The following is a 24,954-nucleotide window of genomic DNA, read 5'->3' on the forward strand; positions in this document are numbered from 1 at the left end:
TCGCGCCTCACTGCGGATCGGGGATACCGTCATCGGGATCCGGAATCGTATCGTTGAACAAAGGCGCCAATTCCGGCATCTGGCCAGCCGGCAGCCACTTGTCGGCCTTTGGATTCCACTGCATGTTCCACACCCGGGTGTCGGCGGTGACTTCGCCGCGCGCGATGCGCAGCGCGATGTCGTCCGCCGAATACGGCCCATGCTGGGCGCCGCCCGAAAACAGCTTGTAGAGCAACGCGGCCGGCATGTACGCCACTGCCGGCCCCTGAAGCGCCAGCGCCTGGCCTGCGCGCTCGTCGCTCGCCAGCAGGTCCTGGCGGATCACGCGCTTGTCGACCACTCGCTCCACTTCCCAGTGATAGGCGTCGCTGGACGAATCAGGCACCAGCTCGGACCACTGCGCGAGCGTGCTGGCCGCAGTGTCGAGAAGCGCCGGCGCCAGCTCCGGGTTCAGCGCGCGCGCGCGCTTGAGCCACTGGTCGTACAGGCGCCGCGCGGTGATGTTCGGCAGCGAAGGCGACGGCAGCTGCGCGCCGGTCTCGTCGACTTCGAGCTTCGGTTCGTACACCCGCTGCTGGTAATGGCGCATCAGCGCGGCCAGCAGCACCAGCTGGTTCGGCCCCATCGCGGCCAGCTTGCGCTGCACCGCGGTGATGACCTGGTCGCGGTAGTACGGCGGCAGGCCGTTCGAACGGATCGCGAATTCGTTCCCGATCTGCAGCCACTCGCCCGACCCGGGTTCGACCTCGAACAGGTACTGGCCGCGCGGCTGGAACGACGCCTCGCGGTCGGCCAGATCCGGCTTGCGCTTGATGACGCCGAGCGCGTTCGCCTGCAGGAACCATTCGTAGTCGTCGGCCAGCCGATTGAGTTCGTCCATCGACGGCGAAATCGGATGGCGGAAACGGGTCGAATCGAAATGCAAATGGGTCGGGATCTTCGGGTTCTCGATCTGGTACGAGGTGCGCCAGGTCGGCAGGCCGCGCAGCACCGTCATCGGGAAGCCCGACAGCTCGATGTAGCACACCGCCTTGCCGGGGATGCCGGTGTTGACGATGGTGACCAGGTCGCCGTGGAAGGAGCCGGTCGGCACCGCCGCGCGGATTTCGCCTTCCATCCGGCGCCAGGCGTTGGCGTCGCCGACGCCGATGAAGCACTTGAACTGGTCGGCGCGCGGCGTGAACTCGGCCGAGAAGCGCGCATTAATCCACGGCATGGCGCTCTTCAGCAATTCGTTGAAGACACGCTGGCGCTGCTGGGGCGACATCGCCGCCAGGCGTTCGAGCAGCGGATCGGCCGGCTCGGCGCCGCCGATCTGTTCGACCGTCAGCTCGGTCTGCGCGCGGCGAAACAGCTTGAGCAGCAGGCTGGCGCGCAGGCGATCGTCGCCCAGCTGCGGGAACAGCCGCGCCGAGCCGCCGAATTCGAGCAGCACTTCCTCGCTCCAGGCGCTGATGTCGCCGGTCAGCTTGACCGGCTCGGGCAGCACGTCGCTGGCCAGCTTGATGTAGGTCGCGTGCTCGTGCTGCGCATCGGCGCGCAGCTGGCCGATGCGCTGGTCGACGGCGCCAAGCATGGCCTGCACGCTGCGCCGGCCTTCCTGGAATTCGCCGGCGATGCCGCTCCACACCGGCTGGCCATGCTCGTCGGGCGACTGCGGCTCGCCCAGCCAGGCCGACATCCCGCGCATCACCTCGACCGCCTGGCCGGCCGCCACCGCCAGCAGGTGGAAGCGCAGGTAGTCGGCGATGTCGCGCTTCAGGTGCGTCATCACTTCGCGCGCCTGGGCGTCCTTGCCGAACAATTTGCTCGCTGCCTGCGACAGATTATTGAGCGACTCCTCGACCTGGCGGGTGCGCAGCGCGTCGCGGATGTCGCGATAGCGCCTGCTGTTGCGGTCCGCGCTGGCGAGGTCGCGCTGCAGCAGCCGCGCCTTGACCTGTTCGAGCAGCGACAGCACGAATTCGAGTCCGCCCTGCTTGCGGTCGTCCAGCAGCGCATACAGCTGCTGGCGCGAACGGCCCTTCAGGCGCGTCATCAGTTCGGCGGTATGGCGCTTGATGCGGTCTTCGCTGGTTTCGGCGGTGGCGCCGGCTTCGCGGATCGCGTCGCGCTCGAGCTGCGGCAGCAGCTCGGCTATCTTTTCGCGCCAGACCTTCAGGTCGTAAGCCCCCATGATGCGGTCGACCTCGAGCTGCACCTTGCTCTCGACGCGCTCGAGCAGCGAACGCTGGTCCTTGTCCATCAACAGCTGGTCGGTCAATGCGTATTCCTGGAACGGCGTGACGTCGACGGTGCCTTTTTTAAAGTCGGGGAACTCGTCGAACGGCCGCTCGCTCATCGCCATCTGCTCGCGCATGAAGATGTCGCGCTCCTGGTCGCCGGCGCGGCGAGCGGCGACGCCGTCGGTGCCGACCAGGCCGAAGAAGGCCTTCACCATCAGCGCCGACAGTTCGTAGGCGCGGATGTTGTCGCGCAGGCTTTGCTGGGTGTCGAGCACCGCCTGGCCGAACGCCGAATAAACCTTCGAGTACGACAGCCGCATGTCGCCGAATCGCTGCTCCGGCACGCGCGGGTTGAAAGGCCCCAGCTTGTGCTGCTGCTGGTTGACCGCGATCGAGCGCTTGCGGTTGGCGAAATCGGCCGACGCGAAGTCCTCGAACAGCGTGTCGGCGACCATCTGGTAGACATCCTTGATGTCCTGGGTGGCCTTGTTGGCGAGGTTGGCGGTGTCGACGAAATAGACGTCGTCGAACGGCGCGCCCTTGCCCACCACGCTGTCCGGATCCATCCACCGCACCTGCGCGTTCATGTCGCGCATGGTGGTTTCGAGCTCCATCAAGGTGGCGTAGGCATTCGCCTCGGTGCGCTCCTTGTTGGCCTTGGCGAAGCCGGACGGCATGAACATCACCAGGTCGACCTGGTTGTCCGACACTTCCTGGCGCGCGATCGCCTTCGAGATCCAGCCGAGGTCGATGGCGCTGCCGGCGCCGGTGCCGCCCGCGCACGAGGCGATGACGACGATGCGGAACTTGGACGTGTCGACCTGCAGACCCAGGCGCTGGTAGGTTTCCTTGCGCTCGTTGCCGGCATTGCTGCTCAAGAAATTGAGCGCGCCCTTGATGCGGCCGCGCAGCTTCGGGTATTTGTCGAACAGGTACAGGCGTGCCAGCGCGCGGATCTGGCCGGCTCCCTTGGAAGGATCGATACCGAGCGAGCGAAGTTTTTTGGGCCGCAGCGGCATCCAGTTTTCGATCAGCGGAAAGCGCGCCAGGCTGTCGTCGGACTCGTGGTACTGCGGCAGGTCGAGCGACTCGACCAGGCGCTCCTCGTCGGCCAGCTTGACCAGCTCGTACCACGGGTCGGTGCGCAGCGACTTGCCTTCGTCGATGATGGCGTGGTTGTCGAGGTCGAAGTGGAGAAAGCGCGCGACCGGGAACTCGGCGATCGATTCGACGCGGGTCGGATTATGCCGGTTCCACACTTCGGACATGATGCGCCGGCGGATCCGCATCATCACTTCCATGCCGGTGCCGCCGGCGCCGATGAACAGGGTCGGGCGCAGGTCGACCTTCAGCTCGGCCTTCTTGTCGGCGCTTGCGATGTTGGGAAATTCAGCCATGTCGTTCTTTCAGGTGGAAGTGGGTCAGCGGCGGCCGACGAACAGCGTCGCGACCAGCGCGATCAGGCCTACCGCCACCAGCGGCCCGGTGACCGCGAAGGTGAGGAACTTGCTGGCATTGATGATCGCCAGCACAGCGGCCGCGCTGAGGAAGCACAGGCCGACGAACATCAGCCAGCCGGCGCTGCCGGCCGCCGACGGCGCCACCCGCCGCACCACAAGGTGGTGGACGTAGGCGTTACGGACAAAGAAGTAGATCACCAGCAGGATGACGAACACCGCGCCGCCGATCGCCAGGTCGCGCGTGGAGGTATCGGTCGCAACGGGAGCCGGCGCCGGCGCCACCTCGATCGGCGCGCCGCCCTGTTTCGGCACGGCGTCGCCCTGCGCGCTGGCCTGGCCGGGCAGCTTGAAGCCTGGATCGGCGGCGGGGGCGGATGCGGGAGCCTGGTCGTTTTGCATGTCTGTCGTTTCCTTCGGGTTCAGCGAAATTAAGAGAAAAATCAGCGGCCCAGCCGTACCTGTGCGCCTTCGCGCAGGTCGATCAGCTGGTGTCCGAAAATGGTGGTCTTCAATTGAGCGACCTTGTTGCCCGCCTTGTCGAATATCGGCTGGGTGACGCCGGCGCGCGTATGCACGGTGCGCAGCTCGTCCTGCACGGTCAGGAAGGTGCGGCGCGGGCGGCCGTACGCCAGTGCCGCGGCGCCGGCGGCGCCGGCCAGCGCCAGGCCGGCGGCGATGAGCGCGAGCAGCGGACCAATGCCGTAATGGACGCGCACTTCGATCGGCAGCACCGCCGACGAGCCCTGGATGCGCTCCGGCGGCGTAAGAATTTCCGGCAGCGGATCGCCCGGGAACAGCGCCTCCATGCGCTGGCGGAAGGCCTGCGACAGTTCGAGCCGCTGGTCGGTCAGCTGCAGCTCGATCCGGCCCGGCATCACGTACGCCGAACCGGCCGAGCCGAGCGCCTGCATCGACCATTTTCCCGGCAGCTGCGCCACCGGCAGCTGCATGGTCGATGCCAGCGGCGCGCTCTTGCCCGGCGCGAGGGCACCGACCTTGTCGCTGGCGAGCACGATCGGGCGGTCCTGCTGCGCCAGCACCGAGCGCGCGCCGATGCGGGCGCTGGCGATGGTGTACGGGTAGATCGTGTTCTCGAGGTTCCAGCCGATTTTGGCGGCCGGCGTGCGGGCGGCCGAATCAACGTCGGCGCGCAGCATGCCGCCCGGGCCCATCGAGAACGATACGCCGGGCGCGTCTTCAACGCGGCGCGGCACCAGGCGCACGGTGTCGCGGTCGAGCGGCTTGAGGCGCGCCGGCGGCTCGGTGATGACGGCGCCGATGCGCCCCGACGCGATCAGCAGATCGAGTTCGCGCGCGCCCTGCTCGCCGACGGCGAACACGTACACCATCAAACCGTTGGCGCGGTAGTGTTCACCCTTGACCGCCATCTTCAACGGGAACGCCAGCGCCTTGGTGATCGCCGCGCCCTGGTGAATCAGTTCGTAGAATTCGCGGTTGCGGCGCGCAGTGGCCTGGTCGTTGTTCGGGCTGTTGCGGTTGTTCGTGAACAGCCATACCAGGCCAGGCTTGCCGGCCAGCGCCGTGCCGATGGCCGAGCCGACCGCTTCGCCCAGGTCGGTATCGGCCAGCGCGCTGCTGCCCGGCTTTTTCGCCGTATGCAGCGATGCGAGCGCGGCGCCGACGTCGGCGCGGGTCGCGGCGCCGCTGACCTTTTGCGACAGCAGCGCCTTCGGCGACGGCGCGCCGGGCAGGCTCTGGTTGAACGACGCGAGCACCATCAGGTCGCCCGGCTCGGTGGCGGCCATCACCAGCTCGGTCACCAGCGGCTTGTACTGCGACGCCGGATCGGTATAGAACGGATCCATCCAGCCTGAATTCTGGACCAGGAACACGTGCGAGCCGGCGCACGCCGGCGCGCTGGCGCACAGCAACGCGATCAACGCGGCGGTGTTGGCGACAAGCGTTTTCACGGCAGCTCTTCCAGGCGCCAGCCGCGGATCTGGTTCCAGTCGGGATGGTGCAGCCACAGGCAGTTGTGGACCACGAACGGCATGCATTCGAGCGGGCGCGACAGGCGCGGGATCTCGTCGAGGATGACGTTGCGCCGGCCAATCCACTCGACCGTCGTGCGCGGGATGGTGCGGCCGGCCAGCGCTTCTTCGGCGCGGCCGGTGTACTTGTGAAAGCGCAGCACCAGGCCGCTCGGCTGGCTGCGGTTGTTGTTAAAGCCGCGCAGCAGCGGCAGCACCAGCGAATCGTCCTCGTGCAGGTCCTCGACGTTTTCCACTTCCCATGGTTCGTTGACCACTTCGTGCCCGCGGCGGAACAGGAAGTTGGCGAAGCCGAGCCGCGCGCCGCTGATCGATTCGAACTGCGGATTGTCCTTGCCCAGCTCGATGAACGAATACTCCTGGCCGGCGTGCCCGATGTGCCAAAGGCGGCCGTCGCGGCTCTGGGTCGGGCCGCCGAATTCGAGGCGCGGCGAAAAACCGCGCGGCCACGGCAGCCATTGCGGCGGCGCGCCCGGTTGCCAAAGCAGTTGGCCCATCTGGTGCAGCCAGAGCAGCCGGCCGTCGTAGCTGATCGGGCGCATCCAGCCGCTGGCGGGAGCGGCGCCGCAATCGAGCAGCTCGACCTGCGACAGGTCGCTGTGCGCGGTCCACATGCGCGTGCCGGCGGCGCTGGAGAACAGGCAGGCGACGTGGCGACGCACCGCGCCGGGCGCGCTGGCCAGCGCGGCGTCGAACACCGGGTCGGCGCGGCAGGTTTCGCTGACCGGATTGATCCACAGGCGGCACAGCCCCTTGTCGGTCGGTACCAACGCCACTTCGCCGCGGCGCGGATTGGCAACCGGCAGCCAGCCGTAGACGGACCTGCTGAAGGTCAGGTCGGCGCTGAAGTCTTCCGGCGCCATCACGTGCCACAGCTGCGCCAGCGGATCCCAGTACTGCAGCACGTTGCGCGTGTAGGCCAGCGCCAGCAAGCGCTGCGTCGGGAAGCCGTAGCTGCCGGCGGCGAACACGCACTGCGCGTTCGGCGGCGCCGGCATGCTGGCGTCGAAGCGGCCTACGAAGGGAGCGGCGGGCCGCTCTTCGAGCGCGTCGCCCAGCGCCAGCGACGTCACCGGCAGGCCATGCGGCACGTGGCGCGGCACGAACTGATCGGACCACGGGCCCCACCAGTCGGGCCGCGACTTGACCTGGCCGGCCAGTTTGACCAGCGCACGGCCGCAGGTGGGGCAGAAAGCGAAGCCTTCCGGATAGATCGGCGCGCAAGCGCAGGCGGCCGGCAGCGAGGCGCCGAGCAGGTGGGCGACGTCAGGCAGGCGGGCGCGCGCCGGCCCCCGCGAGTCGATGCGCGACAAACCTTCGCTTGCCGCCAGTTCGAACTGGCCGCTGTTCTCGTCTTCCAGCCAGACACTTGCTGGCGTTTCCCATCGATATGCCATTTGCTCGCCGTTGTATGCATGTTGAACGCGGCCCGTGGTTGCTACTGCGGGGCCCGCTATTGCGATTCAAATCATAGCGCAACTGGGTGGCAAAGGAAGTTTGATTGGCCGGTATCGCAAGACGCGCTCGGGGGGAGCGGCTGGTAGCCTATGCATGAAAGAAAGCGCCCCGTGTTGCGCGGCGTCAGGGGCAGTCACGAGGAGCAGGTATTTTTGGACGCGCTCTGAAATCCGGGGTCTGACCGGGTCTGACCCACAGATCGGGTCAGACCCCGGCTACGGCGTCCCGGGCCGCCTCGGCAGCAGTGCTACACCAGCCGCACCATGCTGATCTTCCAGTCGCCCTGTTCGCGAAACATCGTCAGCGCAAGGATGCGGCGCGTGTCGGGCGTGGCGCCCAGCAGCACGACGACGCTGGCGACGCTGCCCTGCACCGTCGGCCGCACCGCCTTGATGTGGGTCGGCCAGTCGTCCATGAACTCCTGGGCCTGGATGAAGTAGTCGGCGTGCAGGCCCTTGCGGCTCATGCGGCGCGTCAGCTCCTTCATCAGCCCCTTCTCGACATACGCCGACATCTGCACCGGCGACTGCTTCAGCGGATCCTGGTTGATGGCCAGCGACTGCATGTACCAGCGATAGAACTGGAGCGCTGCCTGCTCCGGCAGCTGCGACGCGGCCATCGCCGGCGCCGCCAGCGCAAACTGCGCCGCGACGACCAACACGGCCAGCACCGTCACGACGGCCGCACGCAACGCTTTGGCCGAAAATGGCCAACGGCAATTCCTCATGATTCCTCCGCAAGGTGTGATTTCCGACAAACAACTTTGCAGCAACATGGGCGCATCGCCTTGACGCAGCGCAAGCGCTCTGCCATCTACGTATAATTGCGGGCTCTACTCCACCGCTTGCACTCACCATGACCTCCACCGCCGACACTGCCGATTCCCCCTGGGGCGAGATACCCGCCCACGAGGTCGACGCCGCCGCGGCGCACCTGCGCGACGTGCTCGCGCTGGTAGTCGAACACGGCCCGGCGCATGCCGCGCTGGTGGTCTACGACACCCGCAGCGACCTGGCGCGCGCGCTGGCCGAAGGCTATCGCCGCAACCTGCCCGGCGCCACCTTCATCGACTTCGACACCGTCGCGCCGGGCGACGTGCTGGCGCAGTTTCGCCGCATGGCCAGTTCCGACCTGGTGGTGCTGGTGCAGTCGACAAGCTTCCGGCTCGAGGCATTTCGCATCCGCGTCGAGCTGTTCAAGCTTGGCCTGAAGGTCGTCGAGCACGTGCACCTGTCGCGCATGCCGGGCGCGCAGGGAGCGCATTATATCGAGTCGCTCGCCTACGATCCCGCCTACTACCGCGGCGTCGGCCAGGCGCTGAAGGCACGCATCGACGGCGCATCAATGGCCACCGTCGACAGCGGCGGCGAAACGCTGGTGTTCGCGTCGAAGCTGGAGCCGGCCAAGCTCAATATCGGCGACTACAGCGGCATGAACAACGTCGGCGGCCAGTTCCCGATCGGCGAAGTGTTCACCGAAGCGCAGGACCTCGAAGCGGTCAACGGGCGCGTGCGGGTGCACGTATTTGGCGACACGTCCTACCTGGTCAACCGCCCGGCCACGCCGATCACGCTGGTGATCGAACGCGGCCGCGTGGTCGGCTTTGAAAACGCGACGCCGGAATTCGAGCGCCTGCTCGAGGTCATCCGCGCCGACGAGGGCGAAGTATGGGTGCGCGAACTCGGTTTCGGCATGAACCGCGCATTCACGCGCGAGCGCCGCGTCAACGACATCGGCACGTATGAACGCATGTGCGGCATCCACCTTTCGCTCGGCGCCAAGCACGGCGTCTATCCGAAGCCCGGCTTCAAGCGCAAGGACGCCCGCTACCACGTCGACATCTTCGCCGTCACCGAGGCCGTTTATCTCGATGACGACCTGGTGTACATTGATGGAGCTTGGCAGGTGTGATCAGGGAACTTGAAATGCTCAATGAAGAACAACGCGCGCACTACGAGCGCGACGGCTACATAGTCCTCCCCGGCTTCAAGAGCGCGCAGGAGATAGCGGCGCTGCGCGAGCGCGCCGCGCAGATCGTCGACGCCTTCGATCCCGGCCAGGGCAGCGGCATCTTCACCACCCAGAACCAGGCCACCGCCACCGACGACTACTTCCTCCGCTCCGACAACACGGTGCGCTGCTTTTTCGAGGAGGAGGCATTCGACGCCGAAGGCCGGCTGCGCCAGGACAAATCGCTATCGATCAACAAGATCGGCCACGCGCTGCACGACCTCGATCCGGTGTTCGAGCGCTTTTCGCGCGACCCGAAACTGGCCCAGGTGGCGCGCGACCTTGGCCTGGCCGAGGCGCTGGTGTGGCAGTCGATGTACATCTTCAAGCAGCCCGGCATCGGCGGCGAAGTGCGCTGGCACCAGGACGCGACGTTTTTCGAGACGACACCAATCAGTGTGACGACCTTCTGGTTCGCGCTGGAAGACGCCACCGTCGACAACGGCTGCCTGTGGGTGCAGCCGGGCGGGCATCGCGGCCCGCTGCGCGAACGCTTCGTACGCAGTGGCGACGCCATCAACATGCAGAAGCTCGATGCCACGCCGTGGCCCGACGACAGTGTGGCGGTGCCGCTGGAAGCTGCGGCCGGCAGTCTTGTGTGCTTCAATGGCCTGCTGCCGCACTACAGCGCGCCGAACCGGTCGGCAGTGTCGCGCCATGCGTACACGCTGCATGCGACCGATGGCCGCACCGCGTACTCGCCGCAAAACTGGATTCAGCGTGACGCAGCCTTCCCGGCGCGCGGATTCGACTGAGCTGACGGCATATCCCAGCGGGGTCGGCATATCCCAGCGGGGTCAGTGCCGACATTCGGACACGGCCTCGACTATCGCGCACACACAACTGCAGAGCCTGTGTCCGAATGTCGGCACTGACCCCGTTTCGATTCCGCCGTGGCCGGACGACAGCGTGGCCGTGCAGCTGGAAGCTGCGGCCGGCAGCCTGGTGTGCTTCCACAGTGTGCTGCCGCACTACAGCGCGCCGAACCGGTCGGCGGTATCGCGCCACGCGTACACGCTGCATGCAACCGACGGCCGCGCGGAATATTCGGCGCAAAACTGGATTCAGTGCGATGCAGCCTTGCTGGCGCGCGGGTTCGACTGAGCTGAAGGCCTATCCCAGCGGGGTCAGTGCCGACATTCGGACACGACCTCGGCCTATCCCAGCGGGGTCAGTGCCGACATTCGGACACGACCTCGACTATCGCGCGCACACAACTGTAGAGCCTGTGTCCGAATGTCGACACTGACTCCGCCATGACGCTCGCACACAACTGTAGAGCCTGTGTCCGAATGTCGGCACTGACCCCGCCATGACTGTAGAGCCTGTGTCCGAATGTCGGCACTGACCCCGCCATGACGCTGTAAATCAGCTTATTTGCTGGCTTTGCTTACTTCGCCTGGCCGAGGAAGGCCTTCACTTCCGCCTGAAACTGCTGCGGCTGGTCCCACATGATGAAGTGGGCGCTGGACGGAATGCGCTTGAGCGTCACGTTTTTCAGCGGCGCAAACGATGCCTTGTACGCGTCGCCGATTTTTTCGTCCGTCATGCCGGGCACTTTCGGCACCACGTACAGCACCGTTGTCGGCACGGTGATCCTGCCCAGTTCCGGCGCCAGGTCGGTGACGATCAACTCGTGATACGCGCGCGCCGTTACGTCCGGGTCGCTCTTGACCGAATCGTCCAGCGCGCCCGGACGCATGGCGACGTTGTCGACCATCGAATTGATCGTGGCGGTGTTGCGCATGCTGCGCGCGGCCGGATCGGACGCGCGCATCTGGGTGAGCATCGCGTCGGCCATCGGCTTGACGCTGGTCGCGCTGGCGCCCGGCGGCGCGAACAGCGCGCCGAGGAAGGGAACCATGTCCACCACCATTAACCGCGACAGCGAATCGGGATGGCGCCCCGCCAGCATCATGCCGATAGTGCCGCCCATCGAGTGGCCGATGACGGCCGGCTTGACCAGGCCGCGCGCCGCAATATAGCGGGCGATTTCCTCGGCCACCGGTGCGGCGACCGCGCCATCCGTATTGCCGCCGCGGGCGTTCCCGGCGAAGCCGGAAATCTGCACCATGTGATAACGGTAGCCCGGCACCGCCGCGACCATCTCGCGCCACACGCGCGGCGACGACGCCAGGCCGTGAATGAGCAGCACGTCGCTGCCGGCGCCTTCGGCCGTCACGCTGATGCGGTCGGAACTGAATTCGGCGGCGAAGGCCGGCGCCAGGGCGCCGAGCGCCACGGCCACCAGGGATGTCAGCAAGGTGCGGCGGCTTAGGGCAAACAGCGTGGACGGCGACATGAGGACTCCCTTTTTTTCGATAGGGAGATACTCGATCAAGATGCCGTACATTGTCAAGCCGATATCGTCAACACGCAGCGCGCACAGGCAGTGCATGCATGTCAGACCAGTTCGGGCCTGCCCAGGCGCCCCGCCACGTCGGCCAACGGCTGGTCCGGCGCATGCTTGGGCATCATGATCGTCACGCTGGTGCCGTTGCCCGGCGTCGACGCGATGCCGATGCTCCCGCCCAGCATGCCGGTGACGACGTTATAGACGATGTTCATGCCCAGGCCGGAGCCGCCCTGCCCCATCTTGGTGGTGAAGAAGGGATCGAACACCTGGTGCAGCGTTTTCTGCGTCATGCCGACGCCATCGTCGCTAAAATTGAGCATCACCTGGCCCTGCTCGATCTCGCGCGCGCTGATCACGATCTTCGGCGACGCCTCGCCCTGGAATGCATGCAGCAGCGCGTTGTTGATCAGGTTCGACAGCACCTGGCCGATGCCGCCCGGGTAGGAGTCGAGCACCAGCTTGGGCGCCACGTCGACCTCGATGCGGCAGTTGGCGCGCCTCAGCTGCGCGGCGAAGGTGGCCAGCGTGTCGCGCACCACTTCGCCAAGCTCGAACGGGCGCCGCTTGTCGCTGGTCTGGTCGACCGATACCTGCTTGAAGGACGTGATCAGGTCGGCCGCGCGGCTGAGCGAACTGGCCATGATGCCGCACGCGAGCCGGGTGTCGGCCATGTGCGCTTCCAGCGCCGAGCGCTTGATGCCGCCATCGGCATATTTTTTCTCGAACTCGTTAACCATGTCCGACAGCGCGGTGGCGGTCAGCAGGCTGTTGCCGATCGGGGTATTGAGTTCGTGCGCGATGCCGGCGACCAGTGCGCCGAGCGAGGCGAGCTTCTCCGACGTGATCAGGCTCGCCTGCGCCTGTTTTAGCGTCTCGAGTACCGACGACAGGTCACCGTGCGCCAGTTCGACATGCGCCTTCTGCTGTTCCAGTTCGGCCAGGCTGGCGCGCTGCTCGACCAGGGTGGCGCGCAGCCGGCCGGCCAGGGTGCGGCTGCGGCGCGATGCCACCAGCAAGGCGGCGATCAGGGCGCTGATCCAGATGCCGGCCGCGCCGACCAGCAGCGGCGGCGTGAGGTGGCGGCTGTAACGGCTGCCGGCCAGCGCGCTGTATTGCACCAGCCAGTGGCGCTGCGCGACGCCGATATACCCCTGCGCGACGCGCTTCGTCAAGGTCAGGACGCCCGGCGCGCCGCTGTCGAACAGGGTGTTATCGGGGGTCGCCGGCAGCGCTGTGGCGCTGTCGCCGGTGTCTACGATTCGCACCGCGATGTGTTCGAGCAGCGACGGCTCGATTACTTCGCGCATCAGGTCGTCGACCCGAAATACGATCGCCACCACGCCGATAAAGGCGGCGCGGCGCTGCTCGAGCGTATCGATCGGCATGTTCTGGCGGTAGATCGGCGCGCGGGCGACGAAGCCGGGATTGCGAGTCGCGTCCTGCACCAGCATCGTGCGGCCAGTGGCGACGATCATGCCGCTGTCGCGCGCCGACAGGATCGATTGCAAATGCGCCGGGATGCTGGCCAAGTCAAGGCCGAAGGCATTCTCATTGCCCTTCATTGGCTCATTGAATTCAATGATGAAATGTTCGTCGCGTTGCAGCTGCGGGTGGACGACGAAGGCGCCGGCCTCGCTTCGTAAGTCGGCGCTGAACGCCTCGAAGTCGGCGCCTGGCACCGCGCGCACGAACTGGATGGCGCGAAAGCCCGGATAGCGCTCGGCCAGCCGCAGCTGCTGCACGAAGCGCTCGAACTGCTGGCGGTCGACCTCGCCGGTGACGGCGAACATGCCTTTGAGGCTGAGCAGCATGTCGAAGTAGGTGCGCAGGCGCGCGCTGGTGTCGGTCGCCACCTTTTCGGTATCGCGCGTGAAGTTGCCGCGGATCTGGGCGTCCTGCGCCTCGACCACGATGAAGCACGTCCACACCGTGATGCACACGCCGACAGCGAATGCCAGCAAGCCGTGGGTGCGGATCTGGTCCTTGAACATGGCGGCGGCGCTACGCCTAGGCGGCGTCGGGGAACTCGGCGGCGATCGCGCGGAACTGCTCTTCGACGACCAGCATCGCGTCGACGATGTCGGGGTCGAAGTGCTCGCCGCTGCTCTGGCGAATCAGCTCGACCGCGGTCTCGTGGGTGAACGCCGGGCGGTAGACGCGCTTCGAGATCAGCGCGTCGTAGACGTCGGCCACCGCCATCAGGCGCGCCGACAGCGGGATGCCCTCGCCTTCGAGGCCCTGCGGGTAGCCCGAGCCGTCCCACTTCTCCTGGTGCGAGTAGGTGATTTCGCGCGCGTAGCGCAGGAAAGGATTGGTGCCGCCGAGCGTTTTCTCGACGCCGGCGATGGCATCGCGGCCATGCACGGTGTGCTGCTTCATCAGGTTGAATTCGTCCGGCGTCAGGCGGCCCGGCTTCATCAGGATCGCGTCCGGTACGGCGACCTTGCCGATATCGTGCAGCGGCGCCGCCTTTGCCATCAGCGCGATGCTGGCGTCGGACAGTTCAGTGCTGAAGCGGACGTGGAAGCGCAGCTCGCGCGCCAGCACGGTGAAAAACAGCTGGGTGCGGCGCAGGTGGGTGGCGGCATTGGCGTCGCGCGATTCGGCCAGCGTGGCCATCGCCATGATGGTCGCGTCCTGCATCGACACCGTCTCGCGTACGCGTTCGGCGACCTGGAATTCGAGCTGGCTGTCGCGGTCCTGGTGCGCCCCGCGCAGCGCCATCAGTTCGAGGTGCAGCGCGACGCGCGCGTTGAATGCTTCGGCGCTGACCGGCCGCGCGATGACGTCGCTGGCGCCGCCGCGAAATGCGCGCAGCTCGGCGTCGCGGTCGCCCTCGGCGGTGAGAAACACCAGCGCGGTGCATTCGTTGAGAAATTCGCCGCGCAGCTCGCGCAATACGTCGCGCGCATCCATGTCGGGCAGGTCGGCGTCGATCAGGATCAGGTCCGGCCGCGGCGCCAGCCTGGCCAGGCGCAGCGCCTCGGCGCCGGTGCGGGCAAGCTTGGCGTCATAGCGCCCCTGCAATTGCTCTTTCATCAGCACCAAATGGTCGGGCGAAGCGTCGACAATCAGAACGGTTGCCTTGAACTTGATTTCCATCCGCGCGGGACTCCTGTAATAACGGCCTCATCCATGATACCGCATCGGCCAATATATTTACGTTGCCGATCGTCGGATTGTTTCAGCTTTTTTACAATTCGCGCTAACAATTGCCACGAGGCTAGTATTAGAATACTTATCCCAAATCCAATCAAAAAGTCAGGGTAAAAATGATCCGTTTGCCGCTCAGCCTGGCAGCCTTGTGCCTCACCGTGTCCGCATTCGCGGCTGAACCGTTCGACGACAAGTTCCGCCAGCTCGACGAATTGTTACCGACGCCGAGCACGATCCGCACAGCATCAGGCGCGCCAGGTCACGCTTACTGGCAGCAGCGCGCCGACTACACGATCCGCGCCACGCTCGACGAAGCGAACCGCGCGATCAGCGCCAGCGGCACCATCACGTATCACAACAACTCTCCCGACACCCTGAACTACCTGTGGCTGCAGCTGGACCAGAACCTGTTTACCCCAGGTTCGGACAACCGCACCAGCGCCACCGTGCCGTCGCGCGAGGCGTGGGCAAAGGGCCGCAGCGCCGAGGAAGGCATGCGCTTCGACGCCATGCGCTCGATCATCGAGAGCCGCACCTTCGACGGCGGCTTCAAGATCGCCTCGATCAAGGCCGACGGCCAGCCGCTCAAGTTCGTCATCAACAAGACGATGATGAGGATCGACCTGCCGCGCGGCCTGAAGCCAGGCACCAGGTACGTCTTCAGCATCGACTGGAACTACAAGATCAACGACGCCAAGGTACTCGGCGGGCGGGCCGGCTACGAGCGCTTCGACGACGCCGACAAGAACGACCTGTTCGAGATCGCCCAGTGGTTCCCGCGCATGGCCGCCTACTACGACGTCTACGGCTGGCAGCACAAGCAGTTCCTCGGCAACGGCGAATTCACGCTCGAATTCGGCGACTACGACATCTCGCTGACGGTGCCGTCGGACCACATCATCGCCAGTACCGGCGAACTGCAAAATCCTGACTCGGTGCTGACCGCCACCCAGCGCGACCGCCTGCGCCAGGCGCGCACCGCATCGAAGCCGGTGATCATCGTCACCCAGGCGGAAGCCGAGCTGGCCGAAAAATCGCGCAGCACCGCCACCAAGACGTGGCACTTCAAGGCGAAGAACGTGCGCGACTTCGCATGGGCGTCGAGCCGCAAGTTCATCTGGGACGCGCAAGGCTACAAGAAGGACGGCACCAATACGATGGCGATGTCGTACTACCCGAAGGAAGGCAATCCGCTGTGGGAGAAGTATTCGACCCAGGCGATCGTCCACACCATCGAACAGTACAACAAGTACTCGCTGGACTACCCGTATCCGACCGCCATTTCAGTCAACGGTCCGGTCGGCGGCATGGAATACCCGATGATCTCGTTTAACGGCCCGCGTCCGATCAAGGACAAGAAGACCGGCGAGATCACGTATTCGAAGCAGTCGAAGTATGGCCTGATCGGCGTCATCATCCACGAAGTGGGCCACAACTACTTCCCGATGATCGTCAATTCGGACGAGCGCCAGTGGACCTGGATGGACGAGGGCCTCAACAGCTTCGTGCAGTACCTCGCCGAGCAGGCGTGGGAAGAGAATTATCCGCAGTCGCGCGGCGAGCCGCGCGCGATTGTCGACTACATGCGCAGCAAGAACCAGGTGCCGATCATGACGAACTCGGAGTCGCTGCTGCAGTTCGGCGCCAACGCGTACGCCAAGCCGACCACCGCCTTGATCGTGCTGCGCGAGACCGTACTCGGTCGCGATCTGTTCGACTTCGCTTTCCGAGAATACGCGCAGCGCTGGAAGTTCAAGCGCCCGACGCCGTCGGACTTCTTCCGCACCATGGAAGACGCTTCGGGCACCGACCTTGACTGGTTCTGGCGCGGCTGGTTCTATACCACCGACGCGGTCGACGTCAGCGTCGACGGCATCACCGAGTATGGCGTCAGCAGCAAGAACCCGGACATCGAGAAGGCATGGCGCAAGGCGCAGAAGGACCTTGAACCGGTATCGCTGACCGACCAGCGCAACAAGGGCATGGCGCGCCGCGTCGAGGCGCATCCTGAACTGAAGGACTTCTACAACGAGAACGGCGACTTCACCGTCACCAACAAGGATCGCAACAAGTACAACGAGACGATCGAAACGCTCGAGCCGTGGGAAAAGGCGCTGCTCGCCCAGGGCAAGCACCTGTACCTGGTCGACTTCTCGAACATCGGCGGGCTGGTGACGCCGCTGGTGCTGGAGATCGAACTCAAGAGCGGCAAGAAGACCATCGAGCGCATCCCGGCCGAAGTGTGGCGCTACTCGTCGAAGAAGATCACCAAGCTGATCGTCACCGACGAGCCGATGGTCGGCCTGGTGCAGGACCCGTACTGGGAAACGGCCGACACCGACGTCAGTAACAACGCCTGGCCGCGCAAGATCACGCCGTCGCGCGTGGAGCTGTTCAAGACCGAACGCGGCACCAATGACCTGATGAAGGATTTCAGGACCCCGCTCAAGTCGAAGGACCCGAAAGACAACGAAGCCAAGCAAGAGCCGAAAGCGGAGTAAGCCCGACCGCATCGCCAGCATGCCGGCAGTCGCGCAATGAGCGCCGCTGCCGGTTCTCGTTCCAGACCGGTATATTCGCCATGACCCTCATACACCTCCACGCCGCCATCGCCACCCTGCTCCTGTCGTGCTCCGCGCTCGCGGCCGATCCGTTCGACGACAAGTTCCGCCAGCTCGACGAGCTGCTGCCGACGCCGGGCGCGATCCGCAGCGCGTCCGGCGCGCCAGGGCACGCCTACTGGCAGCAGCGCGCCGACTACAAGCTGCGCGCCACGCTGGATGAAGCGGGCCGTTCGATCAGCGGCGCCGGCACCATCACGTACCACAACAATTCGCCCGATACGCTGTCCTACCTGTGGGTGCAGCTGGACCAGAACATGTTCCGCGCCGATTCGGACAACCGCAAAATTGCCACCGTGCCTACACGCGAAGCATGGGCGAGCACGCGCGAAGCGGACGGCGTGAAGTTCGAGGCGATGCGCTTCAATCTCGAAAGCCGCAGCTTCGACGGCGGCTTCAACATCATGTCGGTCAAGGGCGCGGATGGCCAGCCGCTGCGTCACGTGATCAACAAGACGATGATGCGGATCGACCTGCCGCAGCCGATGAAGCCGGGCGCGCGCTTTTCGTTCAGCATGGAGTGGAGCTTCAAGGTACCCGAACTGAACGTGCTGGGACGGCGCAGCGGCTTCGAGCGCTTCGACGAGCAGGACAAGAACGACCTGTTCGAAATCGCCCAGTGGTATCCGCGCATGGCCGCCTACTACGACGCCGCCGGCTGGCAGAACAAGCAGTATCTCGGCGACGGCGAGTTCACGCTCGAATTCGGCGACTACGACATCGAACTGACGGTGCCGGCCGATCACATCGTCGCCAGCACCGGCGAACTGCAAAACCCGGGCTCGGTACTGACCGCCGCCCAGCGCGACCGCCTGCGCCAGGCGCGCAGCGCCAGCAAGCCGGTCATCATCGTCACCCAGGCGGAAGCCGAACTGGCCGAAAAATCGCGCAGCACCGCCACCAAAACATGGCACTTCAAGGCGAAGAACGTGCGCGACTTCGCATGGGCGTCGAGCCGCAAGTTCATCTGGGATGCGCAGGGCTACAAGAACGGCACCACCGACGTGATGGCGATGTCGTACTACCCGAAGGAAGGCAATCCGCTGTGGGAAAAGTATTCCACCCAGGCGGTCATTCACACCATCGACCAGTACAACAAGTACTCGTTCGACTATCCCTACCCGACGGCCATCTCGGTCAATGGCCCGGTCGGCGGCATGGAATACCCGATGATCTCGTTTAACGGCCCACGTCCTACCAAGGACAAGAAGACCGGCGAAATCACCTACTCTAAGCAGACCAAGTATGGGCTGATCAGCGTGATCATCCACGAGGTGGGCCACAACTACTTCCCGATGATCGTCAATTCCGACGAGCGCCAGTGGACCTGGATGGATGAAGGCATCAACAGCTTCGTGCAGTACCTGGCCGAGCAGGCGTGGGAAGAAGCGTATCCACGCTCGCGCAGCGAGCCGCGCGCCATTGTCGACTACATGCGCAGCAAGAACCAGGTGCCGATCATGACGAACTCGGAATCGGTGCTCCAGCGCGGCAACAACGCCTACGCCAAGCCGGCCACCGCCCTCAACATCCTGCGCGAGACCGTGCTCGGTCGTGAGCTGTTCGACTTCGCTTTCCGAGAATACGCGCAGCGCTGGAAGTTCAAGCGCCCGACGCCGTCGGACTTCTTCCGCACCATGGAAGACGCTTCGGGCACCGACCTTGACTGGTTCTGGCGCGGCTGGTTCTACACCACCGACGCGGTCGACGTCAGCGTCGACGGCATCACCGAGTATGGCGTCAGCAGCAAGAACCCGGACATCGAGAAGGCATGGCGCAAGGCGCAGAAGGACCTTGAACCGGTATCGCTGACCGACCAGCGCAACAAGGGCATGGCGCGCCGCGTCGAGGCGCATCCTGAACTGAAGGACTTCTACAACGAGAACGGCGACTTCACCGTCACCAACAAGGACCGCAACAAGTACAACGAGACGATCGAAACGCTCGAGCCGTGGGAAAAGGCGCTGCTCGCGCAGGGCAAGCACCTGTACCTGGTCGACTTCTCGAACATCGGCGGGCTGGTGACGCCGCTGGTGCTGGAGATCGAACTCAAGAGCGGCAAGAAGACCATCGAGCGCATCCCGGCCGAAGTGTGGCGCTACTCGTCGAAGAAGATCACCAAGCTGATCGTCACCGACGAGCCGATGGTCGGCCTGGTGCAGGACCCGTACTGGGAAACGGCCGACACCGACATCAGCAACAACGCCTGGCCGCGCAAGATCACGCCGTCGCGCGTGGAGCTGTTCAAGACCGAACGCGGCACCAACGACCTGATGAAGGACTTCAGGACGCCGCTGAAGGGCAAGAACGAGAAGAAGGACGCGACGCCGGCGCCCGAGGCGGCGCCGTGATGGCGCGCCGTGTCCGCGCCCTGCTGGCCACGGCGCTGGCCTGCTGCTGCATGGCGGCGCAGGCACACCTGTTCCATGTCGGGATCACCGACGCCTCCTTCAATCAGAAGACCGGCAGCACGGAGTTCGTCCATACGTACATGACGCACGACGCCCTTGCCCTGCTGGCTAGCCTGTATCAGCGCCAGTTCGACCTGTCGCAGCCGGAAGACGAGGCGATCCTGCGCAAGTACGTCGAGAAGAAGTTCTGGGTGGAGGCGGCCGACAAGACGCGCCTGCCGCTGCGCTGGGTCGGGATAGCGGTCGACGCGCAAAAGGTCGTGATCTACCAGGAGATCGAAAACACGCCGCTGTCGAAGGCTGCGTTGATCCACGACGAAGTGCTGATCGACTTCATCGCAGAGCAATCGAACACACTAAACGTCCAGGACAACGGTATGATTCGATCACTGATATTCGACCGAAGGACGATCGACCAGGCCGTGCGCTAAGCACGCGGACATCCTGCTTGCCCACCATGCTGCGACTCCGACCTATCCCGTGCGCGCTGGCCGCGCTGCTGCTCCATGGCCCCTCCTACGCGGACGACGAAGTGCTGCAGCGCGTGCTCGTCACCGGCTCGCGCGCCAGCCAGCTTGGCGTTGCCGATTCGGCCAACGCCGGCACCGTCAGCCAGAAGCAGCTCGAGATGCGCACCGTGTACCGGCCCGGTGAGCTGCTCGAAGCGACGCCCGGCCTGATCGTCAGCCAGCATAGCGGCGAAGGCAAGGCCAACCAGTTCTACCTGCGCGGCTTCAACCTCGATCACGGCACCGACCTGCGCAGCACGGTCGACGACATGCCGGTCAACCAGCGCAGCCACGCGCACGGCCAGGGCTGGACCGACCTCAATTTCCTGATTCCCGAACTGGCCGCGCGCCTCGACTACAAGAAGGGGCCCTACTCCGCGCTGGACGGCGACTTCGCCTCCGCCGGCAGCGCCGCCATGACCTATTCGAGCCGGCTGCCGCTGGGCGTGGCCACCGCCACCATCGGCAGCCACGGCTACGGGCGCACGATGATGGCGGCGTCGCCGGAGTTGGGCAAGGGCCACCTGCTGTATGCGCTCGAAGCGCTGCACAGCGACGGCCCGTTCGTCCACCCCGAGGACTACCAGAAGCTCAACGGCGTGCTGCGCTACAGCGAAGGCTACGACAACAACGGCTTTTCTGTCACCGCGATGGCCTACCGCGGCAAGTGGAACTCGACCGACCAGATCCCGCTGCGCGCGGTTGCCAACGGCTCGCTCGGCCGCTTCGACACGATCGATCCGACCGACGGCGGCAACGCCCGTCGCTTCAGCCTGTCGGGCGTGTGGCGCAAGAGCGGCACCGACGCCTCGTCGAAAGTGAGCGCATATGTGATCCGCAACCAGCTGGACCTGTATTCGAACTTCACCTACTTCCTCGACGATCCGGTCAACGGCGACCAGTTCAGCCAGCCGGACCGGCGCGTGACCAGCGGCATCAACGCCGGCCACACGTGGCATGCGCATGCGGGCGGCGTCAGTTCGGACCTGACGGTTGGCGTTCAGCTGCAAAACGATAACGCGTTCAACGGCTTGTATAACACCCGGGCGCGCCGGCGCCTGGCGACCACGCGCGAGGACCACGTCGTCGAAACCAGCGCCGGCCTGTATGTCGAACACCACGCGCGCTGGAGCGAGACGTTTCGCACCGTGGCGGGACTGCGCAGCGACAGCTATCGATTCAAGGTGCGCAGCGACCTTGCGGCCAACTCCGGCAGCTCGCGCGATCATCAGCTGAGCCCCTCGCTGGGTGCGGCGTTCGGCCCGTGGCGCCAGACCGAGTTTTACGTCAACCTGGGCAGCGGCTTTCACAGCAACGACGCGCGCGGCACGCTGACGACGATCGATCCGCGCACGGGTGAAGCGGCCGAGAAAGTGCCGGGGCTGGTGCGTTCGCGCGGGATGGAACTGGGCGTGCGCAGCGAAATCATCCCGCTGCTGCAAACGTCGCTGTCGCTGTACCGGCTCGACTTCGAGTCCGAGCTCACTTTTGTCGGCGACGCCGGCACCACCGAAGCTGGGCGCCCGAGCCGGCGCCACGGCATCGAGTTTTCAAACTACTACAAGCCGCTCAAGTGGCTGTCGGTCGACTTCGACCTGGCCTTCGCGCGTGCCCGTTCGCGCGACTTCTCGCCAGAAGGCAGCCGCATCCCGGGCGCGGTGGAAGGCGTAGGCCAGCTCGCGCTCACGGTCGACCAGCTGGGGCCCTGGTCGGGCGCGCTGCGCCTGCGCTACTTCGGCCCGCGTCCGCTGATCGAAGACAACAGCGTGCGCTCCTCGCCGAGCACGACGATCAACGGGCGTGTCGCCTACCGCATCAACAAGACCATGAAGGTCGAGCTGGAAGGATTCAATCTGGCCAACCGGCGCGATCCGGCGATCGAATACCTGTACGCCTCGCGCCTGCAAGGCGAAGCGGCGGCCCGCGACGACATCCACTTCCATCCGATCGAATCGCGTTCGGCGCGCCTTACGCTGGTGAAGAACTTTTAGGGCCGCGACCCGGCCTTACGCGGGCCGGGCAAAAATGCTACGCTAGCGCGATGAACACTGCGCACCCTTTGCCCCCCTTTACCGACCCGGCCCAACTGGCCGACGACCTGCGCACGGCCGGCTACGCGCTGCTGCGTCCCGCTGACGTGGCCGCGCTGGCCGGCTGCAGCCTCGACGACTTGGGCGCGCTGGCGCCGAGCTGGGATCATCTGGCGCTCGACAACTACCTGAAGGACGGCGGCAACTACCGGCGCCGCCGCCACTCCTGCTTCATAGACGACGGCGCCACGCTGGCGCAGACGGCGCACCGCGCGCACTGGCAGCCGGTCGAATACAACGCGCTGCACGGCGGCATGCACCGGCTGTTCGAGCCGATCGAGCCGGCCACGATCGCGCAGCCGGCGTGGACGGCGCTGCTGCACGCGCTCGGCAAGGCCTGCTCGCAGGTGAGAGCCGTGCAGGAGTGGCACGTCGAAGCGCACCAGTTTCGCATCGATACGCTGGAGGGCATCGGCAGGCCGACGCCGGAAGGCGCGCACCGCGACGGCGTCGACTTCGTCGCCGTGCTGCTGGCGGGGCGCCATCACATCAAGGGCGGCGAGACGCGCATCTTCGAGGCGGCCGGCAGCGGCGGCAAGCGCTTCACGATGGAAGAGCCGTGGACGCTGCTGCTGCTCGACGATGCGACCGTGATTCACGAATCGACGCCGATCCAGCCGACCGGCGAAAACGGCTACCGCGACACGCTGGTGCTGACCTGGCGCGCCGGCGCTTTCCAGGGCGAGGACAGCTAGCGCCTGGCGCCAATTCAAACCAGTCACCTCTGAAGGCACAACGTGGAACAAGCACACGAAGTACAAGCGGAAGAGTATGAAATCCTGATCGTCGAGGACAGCCCGACCCAGGCCGAACGGCTGCGCCGCCTGATCCAGTCGGCCGGCTACCGGGTGCGCGTGGCCTCCAACGGACAGCGCGCGCTGAACCTGATCCGCGAGCGGCTCCCGCAGCTGATCGTGTCGGACATCGTCATGCCGGAAATGAACGGCTACGACCTGTGCCGCGCGCTGAAGGCCGAACCGTCGCTGGCGGCCATTCCCGTCATCCTGGTGACGGCGCTCAACGACGCCCAGGACATCATCCGCGGCATCGAAAGCGGCGCCGACAACTTCATCCGCAAGCCCTACTCGGAAGACTACCTGCTGAACCGCATCGGCCAGGTGCTGCAGAACCAGCGCCTGCGCCAGGACGCGGGACCCGAGGCCGGCATCGGCGTCTACCTCGGCGAGCAGAAGCACTTCATCACCGCCAGCCGCCAGCAGATGCTCGACCTGCTGATCTCCACCTACGAGCAGGCGGTGCAGGTCAACGCCGAGCTGCAGGCGCGCGAACGCCAGGTGGTCGAACTGAATATCCGGCTGTCGCATCATGCGGCCGAACTGGAAGAGCAGAACCGCGAGATCGCCAAGAAGAACCTGGAGCTGGCCGAGGCGAGCCGCATGAAGTCGGCGTTCATCGCCAACATGTCGCACGAGCTGCGCACGCCGCTCAACGCGATCATCGGCTTTACCGGCACGCTGCTGATGAAGCTTCCCGGGCCGCTGACGGTGGACCAGGACCAGCAGCTGACGACGATCCGCACCAGCGCGCGCCACCTGCTGTCGCTGATCAACGACCTGCTCGACATGGCCAAGATCGAGGCGGGCAAAGTCACGCTGTCGCTCGCGCCCGTGCAGTGCCAGTCGCTGCTGGCAGAAACGCTCGAGTCGCTGCGGCCGCTGGCGGCGCAAAAGGGGCTGGCGCTGACGATGGAGATGGCGGCCGAGCCGGTCGTCATCAACTCGGACCGCCGCGCGCTGACGCAGATCGTCATCAACCTGGTCAACAACGCCATTAAATTTACCGATCAGGGAGCGGTGCGGGTGACGCTGGGCCAGCGCGTGATCGACGGCGCGACGGTGACGGAATTTAGCGTGGCCGACAGCGGCGCCGGCATCCGAGCGGAGGACCAGTCGAAGTTGTTCGAGGCGTTTTCGCAGCTCGACTCGACATCGACCCGCAACGCCGAGGGCGCCGGACTGGGGCTCTACCTGTGCCGCAACCTGGCAGGCCTGATGGGCGGCAGCCTGGTGTTTTCGAGCGAATACGGCGCCGGCAGCACGTTCACGCTGAGGCTGCCCGCGGCGTCCAGATAGCAGCGGGCACTGCTGCCACGTCAGTGAAACCCGACTTGGTGTTGCGTCTCGTACTGCTCCCAGAAATGGGGTCCCCGCGTGCGCGAGGACGACGTCAAGTACTTTACCTTCTGCAACTGCAGAGTGCGACGCAGTACTGATCGCCGGAATCCACATGCGTTAAGCTCAACGGAATCGACCATGGGTGCATTGTGGGATGGAAGGGGTGCAAAAATATGGTTTTGCGACGCGGAGAGTGTTTCAGCGAAGCTTCCTTGCAACTTCGATATTCGGCTCAAATTCACCTAGCTGATTCAAGACTGCCTCATCCTCAGCGTACTTGCGCTTAAGCTGCGCGAGGGTCCTGTCGGTTCCGCTGCACCACTTCTGTATCATCCGGTTGAGCTCCTTCATCTTTATCTTGTCGCCCGGCGATGGGATCTCTCCGCGAAAATGATCACAACTCTCTCGCTTGGCGATGAACCTCGCGACGTCATTCGGCAATTCCGTTCTTGCAACAACTGGCTCCACGAGGCACATGAAGCAGAGACTGAGCGCCATTTTTCCTATCATA

General features: G+C 65.2%; 18 protein-coding genes. 9 read left to right on the plus strand and 9 right to left on the minus strand.

The genetic code is table 11. The features are described 5' to 3' along the window. Positions 1-7: 7 nt before the first annotated feature. From ACP7DD_RS06515 to ACP7DD_RS06535, 5 genes are all read right to left on the minus strand, one after another. Positions 8-3,622 (minus strand): tubulin-like doman-containing protein, encoded by a 3,615-nt coding sequence (locus tag ACP7DD_RS06515; protein WP_426173897.1) that lies wholly within the window; start codon positions 3,620-3,622, stop codon positions 8-10. 24 nt (positions 3,623-3,646) lie between these two features. Beyond that, positions 3,647-4,084, minus strand: a complete 438-nt coding sequence (locus ACP7DD_RS06520; protein WP_426173898.1) for a hypothetical protein — start codon at positions 4,082-4,084, stop codon at positions 3,647-3,649. Positions 4,085-4,125: 41 nt separating this feature from the next. Further along, positions 4,126-5,616, minus strand: coding sequence for a hypothetical protein (locus ACP7DD_RS06525; RefSeq protein WP_426173899.1), 1,491 nt, complete (start codon positions 5,614-5,616; stop codon positions 4,126-4,128). Further along, complete coding sequence (locus tag ACP7DD_RS06530; protein ID WP_426173900.1) at positions 5,613-7,094, minus strand: hypothetical protein; 1,482 nt, start codon at positions 7,092-7,094, stop codon at positions 5,613-5,615. The genes ACP7DD_RS06525 and ACP7DD_RS06530 overlap by 4 nt, the downstream gene beginning before the upstream one ends. A 308-nt stretch (positions 7,095-7,402) precedes the next feature. After that, positions 7,403-7,882, minus strand: a complete 480-nt coding sequence (locus ACP7DD_RS06535; protein ID WP_426173901.1) for a DUF3828 domain-containing protein — start codon at positions 7,880-7,882, stop codon at positions 7,403-7,405. Positions 7,883-8,010: 128 nt separating this feature from the next. Here ACP7DD_RS06535 and ACP7DD_RS06540 point away from each other — a divergent pair, with 128 nt between their 5' ends. The 3 genes from ACP7DD_RS06540 to ACP7DD_RS06550 all read left to right on the plus strand — a co-directional run bounded on the left by ACP7DD_RS06540 (position 8,011) and on the right by ACP7DD_RS06550 (position 10,269). Continuing rightward, complete coding sequence (locus ACP7DD_RS06540; RefSeq protein ID WP_426173902.1) at positions 8,011-9,066, plus strand: hypothetical protein; 1,056 nt, start codon at positions 8,011-8,013, stop codon at positions 9,064-9,066. Positions 9,067-9,080: 14 nt separating this feature from the next. Continuing rightward, a complete protein-coding gene (locus ACP7DD_RS06545) occupies positions 9,081-9,920 on the plus strand; it encodes a phytanoyl-CoA dioxygenase family protein (RefSeq protein WP_426173903.1) in 840 nt (279 codons plus the stop codon). Between the two features lie 154 nt (positions 9,921-10,074). After that, the gene (locus ACP7DD_RS06550) at positions 10,075-10,269 is read left to right on the plus strand and encodes a phytanoyl-CoA dioxygenase family protein (protein ID WP_426173904.1); all 195 of its coding nucleotides are present in this window, start codon (positions 10,075-10,077) and stop codon (positions 10,267-10,269) included. Positions 10,270-10,555: 286 nt separating this feature from the next. Here the strand turns inward: ACP7DD_RS06550 and ACP7DD_RS06555 are convergent, their stop codons facing one another. The 3 genes from ACP7DD_RS06555 to ACP7DD_RS06565 form a co-directional block, all read right to left on the minus strand. Next, on the minus strand, positions 10,556-11,467 hold the full coding sequence (locus tag ACP7DD_RS06555; protein WP_426173905.1) for an alpha/beta fold hydrolase: 912 nt from the start codon (positions 11,465-11,467) through the stop codon (positions 10,556-10,558). A gap of 101 nt (positions 11,468-11,568) precedes the next feature. Further along, a complete protein-coding gene (locus ACP7DD_RS06560) occupies positions 11,569-13,512 on the minus strand; it encodes a CHASE domain-containing sensor histidine kinase (RefSeq protein ID WP_426173906.1) in 1,944 nt (647 codons plus the stop codon). A 16-nt stretch (positions 13,513-13,528) separates the two neighbouring features. Beyond that, positions 13,529-14,623, minus strand: coding sequence for an HD-GYP domain-containing protein (locus ACP7DD_RS06565; protein WP_426173907.1), 1,095 nt, complete (start codon positions 14,621-14,623; stop codon positions 13,529-13,531). Between the two features lie 170 nt (positions 14,624-14,793). On the opposite strand from ACP7DD_RS06565, the gene ACP7DD_RS06570 reads away from it, so the two are divergent. The 6 genes from ACP7DD_RS06570 to ACP7DD_RS06595 all read left to right on the plus strand — a co-directional run bounded on the left by ACP7DD_RS06570 (position 14,794) and on the right by ACP7DD_RS06595 (position 24,401). Continuing rightward, positions 14,794-17,178 carry a M1 family metallopeptidase gene (locus ACP7DD_RS06570; RefSeq protein ID WP_426173908.1) on the plus strand — a complete coding sequence of 795 codons (2,385 nt, stop codon included), beginning with the start codon at positions 14,794-14,796 and terminating at the stop codon, positions 17,176-17,178. Positions 17,179-17,258: 80 nt separating this feature from the next. Further along, entirely contained in the window at positions 17,259-19,649 is a 2,391-nt protein-coding gene (locus tag ACP7DD_RS06575; RefSeq protein ID WP_426173909.1) for a M1 family metallopeptidase, read from the plus strand. Beyond that, the gene (locus ACP7DD_RS06580; protein ID WP_426173910.1) at positions 19,649-20,140 is read left to right on the plus strand and encodes a DUF6702 family protein; all 492 of its coding nucleotides are present in this window, start codon (positions 19,649-19,651) and stop codon (positions 20,138-20,140) included. The genes ACP7DD_RS06575 and ACP7DD_RS06580 overlap by 1 nt, the downstream gene beginning before the upstream one ends. A gap of 26 nt (positions 20,141-20,166) precedes the next feature. Continuing rightward, positions 20,167-22,209, plus strand: coding sequence for a TonB-dependent receptor (locus ACP7DD_RS06585; RefSeq protein WP_426173911.1), 2,043 nt, complete (start codon positions 20,167-20,169; stop codon positions 22,207-22,209). 50 nt (positions 22,210-22,259) lie between these two features. Then, positions 22,260-23,003, plus strand: a complete 744-nt coding sequence (locus ACP7DD_RS06590) for a 2OG-Fe dioxygenase family protein (protein ID WP_426173912.1) — start codon at positions 22,260-22,262, stop codon at positions 23,001-23,003. Positions 23,004-23,045: 42 nt separating this feature from the next. Continuing rightward, positions 23,046-24,401 carry a hybrid sensor histidine kinase/response regulator gene (locus ACP7DD_RS06595; protein WP_426173913.1) on the plus strand — a complete coding sequence of 452 codons (1,356 nt, stop codon included), beginning with the start codon at positions 23,046-23,048 and terminating at the stop codon, positions 24,399-24,401. Positions 24,402-24,641: 240 nt separating this feature from the next. Here ACP7DD_RS06595 and ACP7DD_RS06600 read toward each other — a convergent pair whose 3' ends face one another. Continuing rightward, positions 24,642-24,953, minus strand: coding sequence for a hypothetical protein (locus ACP7DD_RS06600; protein WP_426173914.1), 312 nt, complete (start codon positions 24,951-24,953; stop codon positions 24,642-24,644). Position 24,954: the final 1 nt, after the last annotated feature.

Origin of the sequence: Massilia sp. TWR1-2-2 (assembly GCF_049897565.1) — a bacterium.
In the GTDB taxonomy this organism is placed as follows: domain Bacteria; phylum Pseudomonadota; class Gammaproteobacteria; order Burkholderiales; family Burkholderiaceae_D; genus JAFCUW01.